Annotated in this window: 13 protein-coding genes; 12 read left to right on the plus strand and 1 reads right to left on the minus strand. The window is 49.7% G+C overall.

What is annotated here, in order from left to right; genetic code table 11:
• Positions 1–32 precede the first annotated feature (32 nt).
• The 8 genes from gltA (at position 33) to AC07N2_RS13050 (ending at position 10082) form a co-directional block, all read left to right on the plus strand.
• Entirely contained in the window at positions 33–1343 is a 1311-nt protein-coding gene (gene gltA, locus AC07N2_RS13015; RefSeq protein ID WP_076591519.1) for a citrate synthase, read from the plus strand.
• A gap of 211 nt (positions 1344–1554) precedes the next feature.
• Positions 1555–4413 (plus strand): 2-oxoglutarate dehydrogenase E1 component, encoded by a 2859-nt coding sequence (locus AC07N2_RS13020; RefSeq protein ID WP_494778623.1) that lies wholly within the window; start codon positions 1555–1557, stop codon positions 4411–4413.
• A gap of 62 nt (positions 4414–4475) precedes the next feature.
• A complete protein-coding gene (odhB, locus tag AC07N2_RS13025) occupies positions 4476–5732 on the plus strand; it encodes a 2-oxoglutarate dehydrogenase complex dihydrolipoyllysine-residue succinyltransferase (RefSeq protein WP_494778624.1) in 1257 nt (418 codons plus the stop codon).
• 88 nt (positions 5733–5820) lie between these two features.
• Complete coding sequence (gene lpdA, locus AC07N2_RS13030) at positions 5821–7248, plus strand: dihydrolipoyl dehydrogenase (protein WP_494778625.1); 1428 nt, start codon at positions 5821–5823, stop codon at positions 7246–7248.
• Between the two features lie 80 nt (positions 7249–7328).
• Entirely contained in the window at positions 7329–7661 is a 333-nt protein-coding gene (locus AC07N2_RS13035; protein ID WP_494778626.1) for a hypothetical protein, read from the plus strand.
• Between the two features lie 108 nt (positions 7662–7769).
• Positions 7770–8867, plus strand: a complete 1098-nt coding sequence (gene zapE, locus AC07N2_RS13040) for a cell division protein ZapE (protein ID WP_076591514.1) — start codon at positions 7770–7772, stop codon at positions 8865–8867.
• 40 nt (positions 8868–8907) lie between these two features.
• Positions 8908–9606, plus strand: coding sequence for a hypothetical protein (locus tag AC07N2_RS13045; RefSeq protein ID WP_494778627.1), 699 nt, complete (start codon positions 8908–8910; stop codon positions 9604–9606).
• 272 nt (positions 9607–9878) lie between these two features.
• The gene (locus AC07N2_RS13050) at positions 9879–10082 is read left to right on the plus strand and encodes a cold-shock protein (protein ID WP_009665193.1); all 204 of its coding nucleotides are present in this window, start codon (positions 9879–9881) and stop codon (positions 10080–10082) included.
• A gap of 114 nt (positions 10083–10196) precedes the next feature.
• On the opposite strand, the gene AC07N2_RS13055 is transcribed toward AC07N2_RS13050, so the two are convergent.
• Complete coding sequence (locus AC07N2_RS13055; RefSeq protein ID WP_494778628.1) at positions 10197–10619, minus strand: thioredoxin family protein; 423 nt, start codon at positions 10617–10619, stop codon at positions 10197–10199.
• 122 nt (positions 10620–10741) lie between these two features.
• Between AC07N2_RS13055 and tsaB the strand changes: the two genes are divergently transcribed.
• The 4 genes from tsaB to AC07N2_RS13075 are packed head-to-tail and all read left to right on the plus strand — an operon-like array spanning position 10742 to position 13758.
• Positions 10742–11440 (plus strand): tRNA (adenosine(37)-N6)-threonylcarbamoyltransferase complex dimerization subunit type 1 TsaB, encoded by a 699-nt coding sequence (gene tsaB / locus AC07N2_RS13060; protein WP_494778629.1) that lies wholly within the window; start codon positions 10742–10744, stop codon positions 11438–11440.
• Positions 11437–11937: a ribosomal protein S18-alanine N-acetyltransferase gene (gene rimI / locus AC07N2_RS13065; RefSeq protein WP_494778630.1), complete on the plus strand. Its 501-nt coding sequence runs from the start codon at positions 11437–11439 to the stop codon at positions 11935–11937. The genes tsaB and rimI overlap by 4 nt, the downstream gene beginning before the upstream one ends.
• On the plus strand, positions 11934–12800 hold the full coding sequence (locus tag AC07N2_RS13070; protein ID WP_494778631.1) for a uracil-DNA glycosylase: 867 nt from the start codon (positions 11934–11936) through the stop codon (positions 12798–12800). The genes rimI and AC07N2_RS13070 overlap by 4 nt, the downstream gene beginning before the upstream one ends.
• A gap of 1 nt (position 12801) precedes the next feature.
• Positions 12802–13758, plus strand: coding sequence for a DUF1853 family protein (locus AC07N2_RS13075; protein ID WP_494778632.1), 957 nt, complete (start codon positions 12802–12804; stop codon positions 13756–13758).
• The last annotated feature ends 11 nt before the right edge of the window (positions 13759–13769 follow it).

Here is a 13769-nt window from a genome sequence, read left to right on the forward strand (position 1 = left end):
GACTCACCCCCTCGTTATTAGAAGGAAGAGCCATGCCCCACTCCCAATCTGACATCAAAGCCACACTGTCGTTTTCTGACGGTTCGCCATCAGTGGAGTTGCCGATTTACAAGGGAACAATAGGCCCTGACGTAATCGATATTCGCAAACTCTACGGTGCCAGCGGAAAATTCACGTATGACCCAGGCTTTATGTCGACTGCATCGTGTGATTCAACGATCACTTACATTGATGGCGACAAAGGCGAATTGCTGTATCGCGGTTATCCGATTGAACAATTGGCAGTGAAGTGTGACTTCCTTGAAACTTGCTACTTGTTGCTTAAAGGCGAGTTGCCGAACGTAGAGCAGAAGAAAACCTTCGTCAACACCGTGACCAAGCACACGATGTTGCATGAACAAATGCAATTCTTCTTCCGTGGCTTCCGCCGTGATGCGCATCCGATGTCGGTACTGGTTGGTACGGTTGGCGCGTTGTCTTCGTTCTATCATGATTCGCTGGACATCAATGACCCGCATCATCGTGAAGTATCCGCGATTCGTTTGATCGCGAAGATGCCAACGCTGGTTGCGATGTCTTACAAATATTCTGTTGGCCAGCCATTCGTGTATCCACGCAATGACTTGTCGTACAGCGCGAACTTCATGCATATGATGTTCTCGACACCAAGTGAAGAATACAAAATCAGTGACGTGCTGGTACGTGCCTTGGATCGCATTCTGATCTTGCATGCAGATCACGAGCAAAATGCATCAACTTCGACAGTGCGTCTTTCCGGCTCCAGCGGTGCGAATCCATTCGCCTGTATCGCTGCTGGTATCGCTTGTCTGTGGGGCCCTGCGCACGGTGGTGCAAACGAAGCCGCATTGAACATGTTGAAAGAAATCGGTTCAGTCGACAATATTCCGGAATTCTTGGCTAAAGTGAAAGACAAGAACTCCGGCGTCAAGCTAATGGGCTTCGGTCACCGCGTTTACAAAAACTTCGATCCACGTGCCAAACTGATGCGTGAAACCTGCCACGAAGTGTTGGAAGAGTTGGGTCTGCATGACGACCCATTGTTCAAACTGGCAATGGCACTGGAAAAAGTGGCCTTGGAAGACGAATACTTTGTGTCGCGTAAGCTGTACCCGAACGTCGATTTCTACTCAGGTATCGTGCAGTCGGCATTAGGTATTCCTGTTTCCCTGTTCACAGGTATTTTCGCGATGGCGCGTACCGTGGGTTGGGTTGCTCAATGGAATGAAATGATTTCAGATCCTGAACAAAAAATTGGCCGTCCACGTCAATTGTTCATTGGTGAAAAACAACGTGATGTCTCGGATATAGCGAAGCGTCCATAAATTAGTAAATAAGGCAGAAAGTGAGTCATGAGATTCGCTTTTTGCCGATTTGTTTTATGTTATTCTCGTTTCAGATTATTAGATTTCAGCAGCTATAGATTAAAACGTCCTTCCCCACAACTTGATGTGCAATCCGCTAACCGGTCAGGCCGTGCCGCGGAAGGTTAAATTAACCCGCTAATCTCGCGAAACGCGAAGAAAGGTGAGCAAGATGATGCAACAAAGCCAATCCAATTCTTATTTGTTTGGAGGGAATGCACCGTACGTTGAAGAACTGTACGAAGCATATCTCGACAATCCCGGTTCCGTACCAGACAACTGGCGCGCGTATTTCGACGCCATGCAGCATGTGCCTGCCGTTGATGGTTCAACCAAGCCTGACGTCGCGCATGCGTCTGTCATCGCATCTTTTGCCGAACGCGCCAAGAATGGCCCGATACGCACAGTTACCGCATCCGAAGATGTTGAAATGGGACGCAAACGCGTCGCTGTTACGCAACTGATTGCTGCTTACCGCGTGCTGGGTAATAACTGGGCCAATCTTGACCCATTGCAACGCCAGGAACGTCCATCGATCCCGCAATTGGAACCTAGCTTTTACGGCTTTACCGATGCGGACATGGATATCGTGTTCAACATCAGCAATACCCATTTCGGTACAGAAACTTCATCGCTGCGCGATTTGCTGAATGCATTGCGTGATACATACTGCCGTTCGATCGGACCGGAATTCATGTACATCAGCGATCCTGCGCAAAAGCTTTGGCTGCAGGAACGTTTTGAATCGGTACGCTCCACCCCAACTTTTTCCAGCGAAAAGAAAAAGCACATTCTTGAACGCCTGACGGCAGCGGAAGGTCTGGAACGTTATCTGCATACCAGATACGTTGGACAAAAGCGTTTTTCGCTAGAAGGAAGCGAGAGTTTCATCGCTGCGCTTGATGAAACGATACAACGTGGTGGTGAAAAAGGCGTGCAAGAAATCGTGATCGGTATGGCCCATCGCGGACGCCTGAACGTACTGGTTAACACCCTCGGTAAAATGCCGCAGGAATTGTTCGCTGAATTCGAAGGTCGTCATGGCGACGATCTGCCATCCGGCGACGTTAAGTACCATCAAGGTTTTTCATCCGATATCAGCACGCCAGGCGGTCCTATCCATCTGTCGCTGGCGTTTAATCCTTCACATCTGGAAATCGTTAACCCAGTGGTGGAAGGTTCAGTGCGCGCACGTATTGAGCGTCGCGGTCAGAACGATCCGTCGCAGCAAGTACTGCCTATCCTGATCCACGGCGATGCAGCGTTTGCTGGCCAAGGCGTGATCATGGAAACGCTGAATCTGGCGCAGACTCGCGGCTACGGTACAGGTGGCACCGTACACATCATCATCAATAACCAAATTGGCTTTACCACGTCAGATCCACGCGACTCGCGCTCGACGTTGTATTGCACCGACGTTTCGAAGATGATCGAAGCGCCCGTGATTCACGTTAATGGTGATGATCCTGAAGCGGTTGTTTTCGCAGCGCAGATCGCACTGGATTACCGTCTTGAATTCCGTAAGGATATCGTGGTCGACATCGTTTGCTACCGCAAATTGGGTCACAACGAGCAAGATACACCAGCGCTGACACAGCCACTGATGTACAAGAAAATTGCTGCACATCCCGGCACACGCAAACTGTACGCCGACAAATTGGTGACACAGGGAACGATCGCTGCGGATGAAGGCGATGCCATGGTCGCGGAATACCGCGATGCAATGGATGCAGGCAAGCATACGATCGATCCTGTTATTTCCAACTTCAAGAGCAAATACGCAGTCGACTGGATGCCGTTCCTGAATCGCAAATGGACCGATGCCGCTGACACTGCAGTCCCGATGACGGAGTTGAAGCGTCTGGCTGAACGTATTACAACCTTGCCGGAAAACTTCAAAGTTCATCCACTGGTTGAAAAAGTACTGGCTGACCGCGCAAGCATGGGCCGTGGCGAAATCAATCTGGATTGGGGCATGGGTGAGCATCTGGCCTACGCATCATTGGTCAGCTCCGGTTATGCCGTGCGTTTGACAGGTCAGGATTCTGGTCGCGGTACATTCGTCCATCGTCACGCAGTTCTGCATGATCAAAATCGTGAACGTTGGGATGCAGGTACCTATGTACCTCTGCAAAACGTCTCGGATCAACAAGCCTGGTTCCGTGTCATCGATTCCGTTTTGTCGGAAGAAGCTGTGTTGGCTTATGAATACGGTTACTCCACAGCTGAGCCAAATACGCTGGTTATCTGGGAAGCGCAATTTGGCGATTTCGTCAACGGCGCACAAGTTGTCATCGATCAGTTCATCAGCTCCGGCGAAGTGAAATGGGGTCGTGCATCAGGTCTGGTCATGATGCTGCCGCATGGTTACGAAGGTCAGGGACCGGAGCATTCATCCGCACGTCCAGAACGCTTCCTGCAACTGTGCGCAGACAACAATATGCAAGTGGTACAGCCGACTACTTCGGCACAAATCTTCCATTTGTTGCGCCGTCAGATGATTCGTCTGTTCCGCAAGCCATTGGTGATTTTGACGCCGAAATCGCTGTTGCGTAACAAGGATGCCGGATCGCCGTTGAGCGAACTTGCCAAAGGTTCGTTCCAGACCGTGATCGGTGAAGTAGATGAGAAGATCGATGCGAAGAAAGTGAAGCGCGTCATCGCATGTTCAGGTCGCGTTTATTACGATTTGGTCGCTGCTCGCAAGGAACGCGGACAGAACGATGTTGCCATTATTCGTGTCGAACAGCTTTATCCGTTCCCACATAAAGCGTTTGCGGCTGAACTCAAAAAATTCCCGAATTTCAATGAATTGGTGTGGACTCAGGATGAACCGCAGAACCAAGGTGCCTGGTTCCAGATCCAACACAATATTCTGGAAAATATGGCAGACGGACAGAAACTTGCCTATGCCGGCCGTCCAGCCAGCGCATCGCCTGCCGTGGGTTACTACGACAAGCATTACGCACAGCAAAAAGCACTGATTGATGCTGCATTTGCCAAATTAAAAGGTTTTGTACAAACCAAATAAAGACCCTGCGGCATTCCAGAAGCTGGGATGTCGTATGAACAACCCGAAACGGAGAGTTAAAAATGGCAATTCTTGAAGTAAAAGTTCCGCAACTGTCGGAATCTGTTGCAGAAGCAACACTGCTGCAATGGCATAAAAAAGTAGGTGAGACCGTCGCTCGCGACGAAAACCTGATCGATATCGAGACCGATAAAGTCGTGTTGGAACTACCTGCGCCTGCCGCCGGTGTGATTACACAAATCGTGCGCGACGATAACAGTACAGTCGTTGCCGGCGAGGTTATCGCGCTGATCGATACGGATCTGTCCGCGGTGGTTATTCCTGCGCCTGCTGCTGCAGCCGCTGCGGCGCCAACTGCATCGGTAGCATCCGCACCGGCAAGTGCTCCAGCATCATCGAATGCAGCTAGCGGTATCGCAATGCCGGCAGCTGCAAAAATGCTGTCAGAAAACAATCTGGCCGCAGGTGATGTTGCCGGCACCGGTAAAGATGGTCGCGTCACCAAAGGTGATGTCATCAATCAACTGGAGAAGAAACCAGCGCCTGCACCAGTGGCTGCCGCCAAACCTGCGTTGCAACAAGTTGCTACGCCAGCGCCATCCCTTGCTTCGCTCGCGAATCGTCCGGAAGAGCGCGTGCCTATGAGCCGTTTGCGCGCACGTATTGCAGAACGTCTGTTGCAATCGCAGGCAAGCAATGCCATCTTGACGACCTTCAACGAAGTCAATATGCAGCCGGTAATCGATCTGCGTACCAAGTACAAAGACAAGTTCGAAAAAGAACATGGCGTCAAACTTGGCTTCATGTCCTTCTTCGTTAAAGCGGCCGTTGCTGCGTTGAAAAAATATCCAATCATCAATGCATCTGTTGATGGCAACGATATCGTCTACCACGGCTATTTCGATATCGGTATCGCAGTCGGTTCGCCACGCGGTCTGGTTGTGCCTATCCTGCGCGATGTTGATCAAATGTCGATCGCTGAAATCGAAAAGAAAATTGGCGAATTTGGTAACAAGGCCAAAGAAGGCAAGCTGACGCTGGATGATTTGACCGGTGGTACTTTCTCCATCTCGAATGGCGGCATCTTTGGTTCGATGTTATCGACACCGATTATCAATCCACCACAATCCGCGATTCTGGGTATCCATGCGACCAAGGAGCGTGCTGTTGTTGAGAACGGCCAAATCGTGATTCGTCCAATGAATTATCTGGCGATGTCCTACGATCACCGCATCATCGACGGACGTGAGGCTGTATTGGGTCTCGTTGCGATGAAAGAGGCATTGGAAGATCCTGCGCGCTTGTTGCTGGATCTCTAAAACCGGGTAAATAAAAGACACAAAGGCGCAACCATTTTGCTGCCTGCGTGTCTTTTTTTCTAAGTGGATAATTTAGCGGGATAAAGATATGTCGAAGAATTTTGATGTGGTGGTGATAGGCGGCGGCCCTGGCGGCTATGTTGCAGCGATACGCGCGGCGCAGTTGGGATTTACCGCTGCCTGTATTGACGAATGGAAAAATGAAAAAGGTGGTCCTGCACCTGGTGGAACGTGCACCAACGTTGGTTGCATTCCATCGAAAGCATTGTTGCAATCGTCGGAAAACTACGACCATGCAGCGCATGCATTTGCCGATCACGGGATCGAAGTAAAAGGCCTGTCGCTGAATCTGAAGAAGATGGTGTCGCGCAAGGACACGGTCGTTAAACAGAATAACGACGGTATTCTGTATTTGCTCAAAAAGAACAAAGTGACTTTTTTCCATGGTCGTGGATCGTTTGTAAAAGCGATCGATGGCGGTCATGAAATCAAGATAGCCGGTGCGACTGAAGAAAGCATTTTTGCTAAACACGTCATCGTCGCGACAGGTTCAAATCCGCGCGAATTGCCAGGCGCTGCATTTGATGAAAAGCTGATCTTGTCGAATACTGGTGCGCTTGCAATGACGGATGTGCCTAAGCGTCTTGGCGTGATCGGTGCAGGCGTGATTGGTCTGGAAATGGGTAGCGTATGGCGTCGTCTTGGTTCTGAAGTGACGGTGCTCGAAGCATTGCCAGCTTTCCTCGGTGCAGTCGATGGACAAGTTGCGAAAGAGGCGTTGAAGCAATTCACCAAGCAAGGTCTTGCCATCAATCTGAGCGTCAAGATCGGTGCGATTACTGCTGGCAAGAACGATGTGACCGTCAACTATGTTGATGACAAAGGCGCTGCGCAAAAAGCAGTCTTCGACAAGCTGATCATATCGATAGGCCGGATTCCGAATACTATCGGTCTGAATGCAGAAGCCGTTGGTTTGAAGCTCGATGAACGTGGCTTCATCGCAGTTGATGGCGATTGCAAAACAAGTTTGCCAAACGTATGGGCAGTAGGCGATGTGGTACGTGGTCCTATGCTTGCGCACAAGGCTGAAGAAGAGGGCGTTGCGGTCGCAGAACGTATCGCCGGTCAGCATGGTCATGTTAATTTCAACACCATTCCTTGGGTGATTTACACCTCACCGGAAATCGCATGGGTTGGCAAAACAGAGCAACAACTCAAGGCGGAAAACATCGCTTACAAAGCTGGTTCTTTCCCGTTCCTGGCAAATGGTCGTGCGCGCGCATTGGGTGATACCACTGGTTTCGTGAAGTTTCTTGCTGATGCAAAAACGGATGAAATCCTCGGCGTGCACATCATCGGCCCTATGGCATCGGAACTGATTTCAGAAGCTGTGGTCGCAATGGAGTTCCGTGCATCATCTGAAGATATTGCACGAATCTGTCATGCTCATCCTTCTTTGTCGGAAGCAGTAAAAGAAGCAGCGCTGGCAGTGGATGGTCGGGCGTTGAATTTCTAGGAGCGTAGATGCGATACGCAGCTTTGCTATTACCTTTACTCTTGAGTGCCTGTGCATCAACAGGTTCTGGAGATGGTCGCGTGTTAATTACGACTGCAAGTAACGGGCAGGAGTTTGGTGGTGCTAATTGCGTTGTGATGACCAATGCTTCCAGCTGGAATGTGGTCACACCGGCTTCTGTGCAAGTTGGGAAAAGTAATGGCGAACTGCGTATTATCTGTAATAAATATGGTTACAGAACGTCGGAACTAAGATTGCCTCCTTATGGAGGTCAGCCAACGGGTTCCAGAGTTGGTCTTGGTCTCGGCGGCGGTAGTGGTGCTGTGGGACTCGGTTTGGGTCTCAGTCTTCCGATTACGTCGGGTGGCGGTGGTTACCCGGCACGTGTTGTGGTAAACATGAATCCGCAGTAAGCACGTAGTGCTGTTGACATACTTGGGCGAGCAATGACTCGCCCATTTTTATCTTGAGAGTCCATAAAAATTGGGCAGGACCATAAAAATGAATTGGATTTTCACCGAATGAATGTTCGCGAATTTTATGATCAGGCTTTGTCGCAACGTGGATTCATTGCCGATGAATCGCAGCTCAATGCCGTCAATCGTTTGCAGCAAGCGTATGACGAATGGGTAGAGTACAAGGCGCAGCGCGCCAATGCCTTTTTACGTTTTTTGCGACCTCCGGAAATTCCGCGCGGCATCTATATGTGGGGAGGTGTTGGTCGCGGCAAATCCTTCTTGATGGATAGTTTCTATTCGGTGGTGCCGCTAGTACGCAAGACGCGTGTGCATTTCCATGAATTCATGCGCAGCGTGCATCGCGAGCTGGATGAGCTGAAGATGATCGCCAATCCACTGGATGAGGTGGCGAAGCGGATTGCCAAGAAATACCGTCTGATTTGTTTCGATGAATTCCACGTCATCGATATTGCTGACGCGATGATTCTCTACAATCTGTTCAAGGCACTGTTCGAAAACGGTGTGTCTTTCATCATCACCTCGAATTTCCATCCCGATACCTTGTACCCGGATGGACTGCATAGAGATCGTATGTTGCCGACTATCGAATTACTGAAAGAAAAACTCGATATCGTTAATGTCGATAGTGGCAATGATTATCGCAAGCGTGCATTGGAACAGGTCGACGCCTATTACTGGCCGTTGAATGAAAAATCGAGTGAGGCAATGCGTGTTGCGTTTGCCCGTATCGCTGAAACTGTCGATGAAAATCCGCATCTGAGAATCGAAGGGCGTGATATCCAGGCGCTGCGGCGTGCCGGCGGTGTAATATGGTTTGACTTCGCGACGCTATGTGGTGGGCCGCGCTCGCAAAATGATTATCTTGAACTGGCCAGCCGTTTTCATACGCTTTTTCTATCTGACGTTCCGGTGATGTCTGCTGGTATGTCTTCGGCCGTACGGCGGTTTATCTGGTTGGTGGACGTGTTATATGACCACAAGATTAAATTGCTGATATCGGCCGAGGTGCCGATGGAGGAGTTGTATACTGATGGTGCCCAGATTGCTGAATTTCAACGTACCGTTTCACGCTTGATTGAAATGCAATCATCCGAATACATGGAAGCCGAGCGTCGCCATGAGGGCAATTCAATTTTGTAGGTTGTATAGCTAGGGTTTAGTTAATGTGGATGCACAGTATATGAAACAGGTATTGAACATATTCATCGCCGGCTCGATTCTGTTATCGAGTCAATCGGTCTTTGCCCAATCAACTACGACAGTTGAGGCTGATTCACAATCGTACTCAGTGAGTGCCTTGATTGAACGTTATCCTGCCAATTCGATTCAATCATCAGCGGCAGCAAGCAGTGCATTAGCCGATGTGACAAAAGCACGGTCGTTTATTGAGTCGCGTTTTGCTGCGGGTCAACGTGCATGCTACAAGGAGTTTTTTACAAATTCCTGCCTGGCCAAGGTTAAGGAACAAAAACGCGCTGATTTAGAGGTGATCAAGCCGATTGAAATCGAAGCAAACGCATATACACGCCATGCCAAGGTGGCAGAGAGTGATCGTCGTTTGGCAGAAAAGGCGGCACAAAGCGAAGGTAAGGCAATATCAATGCAGAACAAGACTGACGCTGCAGCTGGCAAGTCGACTGAAGCTAATGATTTGACGAAAGATGCACAACGCAAAGTACGTGCCGAGAATTACGCTAAAAAGAACGCCGACTATGCCGAGCGGCAAAAGTTGTTGCAGGAAAATGAACAAGCCGATGCCAAGAAGCGCGCCGAAAATGTTGAAAGATATGAAGCAAAGGTGCGGGAATCAGAAGCGCGTCAAAAAGAAGTTGCTGCAAAGAAAGCTGAAAAAGCACGCGAACAGGCGAACAAGCAATAAATTCGGCAATGTTTGTGTAATTCATAATGCTTGTACAAATGGCATGAGCAGAAGTGAATTACAGGTTTTAAATAGACGGACAAGAAGTGAGTGGGGCGATGTCTCAAAGCAATATTAAGAGATTATCAAAATTTAACTCTTTTCTCTTTTATCCGGTATAATCAAGCATCGTTGAGATTCGAGTTAGTAGTGCAGTATTAGTCTGTCATTCCTGTCTTGGTTGAAACGATCTAACGGGCAACTGCCCAACTTAACTGAAATTAGGAATTGCAATGGCAACTGGTATCGTAAAATGGTTCAATGATTCGAAGGGCTTCGGCTTTATTACACCTGACGAAGGCGGCGAAGATTTGTTCGCTCACTTCTCGGCAATTCAGTCGAGCGGCTTCAAATCACTGCAAGAGAACCAACGCGTTTCTTTTGAAGTGACTGCTGGCCCTAAAGGCAAGCAAGCTTCGAACATTCAGCCTATCTAAGCTGAATCTAGCGAAATAAAAAATCCCCGGTTCGCTGGGGATTTTTTTTGCCTAAAAATTCGTTGAGGCTAAATGTTTGTAGCGTTGGCGAGGTTTAGGCCAATTGAATAGCGGTCAAGATTGTGTCAGTGCTTGTCGCAGATTGCGTTCCAACTGCCACTCTTTATATTCGGCGCTGCTTTGCGTTTGCACCTTGCGCTCAGATGTGCTTTTCTCTGCGTGAGAAGTGACGAGGCGATGCGCAATGCGATGATCGGGCATGGTCGTGCCATAAAAAACGACATCGTCACCGTGTTGAATTAACAGCGTAGGGAAGTTCTCCACATCGAAGTCGCCCACGAGGTCGGCACGATCCTCGATATCAATCCAGATGAAGAGCTTGTCAGGGTGTTGTGATGCCAGCTCGTCAAATCCTGGGCGATAGTTTGTGCAGACGTCGCACCAAGCCGCGCACAGACATGCCACGACCCATACGTCGTCTTTCATGCGCTGGGCTAACTGCTGCTGGTTTTCCGGTTCTAGTGTGATGCTTGGCATAGCGGTATTTTACCGGTTTCTGCCGCTGCTAGAGCGACCGTCCTTTTATGAAATGAAGAATGCCTGCGTAGAGTTGTATTTGTTCTCAGCACCTACTGCTATGCACACGGTAAAATACCGCTATGTCTACTATTCTCGCTATCGAAACATCCTCTGAGCTGGCATCGGCTGCCTTGTTGTGCAATGGCATAACGACGAGCAGAGAAGCGGCCGGCGTCACTACGCATTCGCAAAGCATCTTGCCTATGGTGCAGACTTTGCTGGCGGATGCAGGAATTGCATTGAGCGATTGTGATGCGATTGCTTTCGGCGCAGGACCTGGTTCGTTTACCGGTGTGCGTACCGCTTGCGGTATTGCGCAAGGTTTGGCGTATGGTGCAGACAAGCCGTTATTGCCGACGGTTACATTGCTGGCGCTGGCGCAAGCCTGTCGAGAACAAACTGGCGCATCCGATGTGCTTGCTGTATTGGATGCACGCATGGGAGAAGTGTATTGGGCGCAGTATCGTTTTGTTGCCGAGTGGCAGATCATCATTCCGCCGATTTTGTCTGCTGCGGTTGATGTGTTACCGCAGGGAGATGTCATTGCATGCGGTAATGGCTTGCAGGCTTATGCTGCAGATTTCGCTGCGCGTTCATTTTTTGCGAATGGTTTGAAAGATATGCTGCCGCATGCGGTGCAGATTACGACATTGGGTGCAGCTGCATTTGCGCAAGAATTGGGCGTATCTGCCAGCGTGGCAGAGCCGCTGTATCTGCGCAACAAGGTAGCGCTGACAACGAGTGAACGTCTGGAAAAGGCTGCAAAGGAGGCTGCATGAGTTCTGTGCAAATTCCTATCCCTCATTTTGAATCTGGGTCATCTGCGCTCAAGCTTTATTTTTATCGCATGCAACCGACTGATATCAGTGATGTGCTGGCGATTGAAAATGACGTCTATCCGTTCCCATGGACGCGTGGGAATTTTCTGGATTCCATTAATAGTGGATACGAAACATGGATATTGCGCGATGGTTCCGGGGCATTGAATGGCTATTTTTTATTGATGCCTTCGTTTGATGAGGCGCATCTGCTGAACATTACAGTGCATCGTGATCTGCATGGAAAAGGCATAGGGCTTTTGCTATTGAACAAGGCGAAAGCAATTGCGATGGAAAGAAAGCTGGAAGCGATCTTGCTGGAAGTTCGTCCGTCGAATACGCGTGCAGAAAAAATTTACCAACGCTATGGGTTTACCCGTATCGGCGTACGCAAGGGTTATTATCCTGCGCCCAATAATCAGCGTGAAGATGCGCTAGTCATGAAGTTAGCCCTATGAGCAATCAAGATCGTCGTACGGCATTTCTGAATGAAATGGGATTGGGGCCAGTTTGGTCGCAACGTACGGCTGCATTGCAAACACTCGAGCATGAGTCTGTACTATTGACGGAAAGTGCGGAGACGGTAGAAATTTCTGTGCCAGTCGCAGCTCCAGTGCCACAGCAACGTGTCGCCGAGCCGACGTTATCGGCCTGGGGCGATGAGACTCCGGCCGCGCCCGTAACTGTACCTATGACTACAGCTGTCAGCGCAGTGGTGAAACCCGCCAGTGATATCGCCAATATGGGTTGGGAGCAGTTGAAAGAGGTCGTCAGTAATTGCACGGAATGCGGTCTATGCAAAGGTCGGACGCAAACGGTGTTCGGCGTCGGTGACCAAAAAGCAAAATGGTTATTTATCGGAGAAGGCCCTGGCCGGAATGAGGATTTTCAAGGCGAGCCCTTCGTCGGTCCTGCCGGAAAACTGCTCGACAATATGTTCATTGCAATGGGCTTGAAGCGTGGCGAGAATGCATATATCGCCAATATTGTGAAATGCCGACCGACCGATGCGAGCAAACGCGATCGTCCACCTACAGCCGAAGAAGTCGATGCATGCATGCCATATCTGCAACGACAAATTGCCTTGATCAATCCAACCGTGATTGTTGCACTTGGCAAGACGGCAGCACTATCCTTGCTGAAGCAGGATCCGGCAACGCCGGTCAGCAAGTTGCGTGGCACAGTGCATCGTTACGACGAGATACCTGTTGTCGTGACTTATCATCCGGCCTATCTGTTACGTAGTCTCAAGGACAAGAGCAAAGCCTGGGCAGATTTGTGTCTAGCCATGCAAACTTATACCGCCAGGGAAAACGGCTAAGTTGGCCGATTCTTTCCAACATCAATTTCACCAGCGTTGGGGCCATCTCAACGATACACATGTGCGCGCATTGGCATGGTTGCTGGATGCGCCTGATCTACTCGATCCACAAGCGCCACAATGGCAGGGCAAGATCGCCACGTTGCAAGGCAGCTTGCCGGACGACGTCGCTGATTGGTTGCTTGCACTTGATCGTCAGCCTGACGCTCTGCATCGCTACTTGGACGTACAGGCTTTCACGCGTTTGGGACGTTATGCAGAAAAGCTGATGGCTTTCTACTTCGAGTATCGCGGCATACTCGCGGCGCATGGAGTTCAGGTAAGAGCAGGGAGGAACAGCACGATAGGTGAGTTTGATTTTCTATTACGGATAGGTAATCAACTTCTGCATTGGGAATTCGCCACCAAGTTTTATCTTCTTGAATCTAGTGGTGCTGGTGAAGATGCCGATTATTTTGTCGGTCCCAATCTGGCGGATACGCTGGGTGCAAAAATGCACAAGATATTGGATCGCCAACTCTTGTTATCGCAACATCCCGCAGCACAAGTACATCTCCCAATTCCTGTGAGTCAAGCGCAAGCTTTGGTGAAGGGATGGTTGTTTTATCACAGCGCTGATGAGGCTGATGCGATCGCATTCGGAACTCATAGCGAGCATTGCCGTGGATTCTGGTGTGCGTTGAATGAGATGGAAAGCGTGCAAGCGGAACGCTATGCAGTTTTGCCGCGTTTGCATTGGCTGGCTCCAGCGAAATTAGCGCTGAACCAAACAATGGACAAACAGGCTCTGCAGGATTTGCTGACCGAGCACTTTATCGATGACACGATGCCAGTATTGGTTGTTCTACTGGAAGTGGAGGGCGAGAACGCGATTGAAGCCAGCCGCGGATTTATCGTACCCAACGATTGGCGTACTCGTGCCGGACAGCGGATAAAACTGGTTCATCCGCTTACCTAGGAATTGCTGGG

It is taken from the genome of Herminiimonas sp. GW821-FHT09C12, assembly GCF_059416385.1.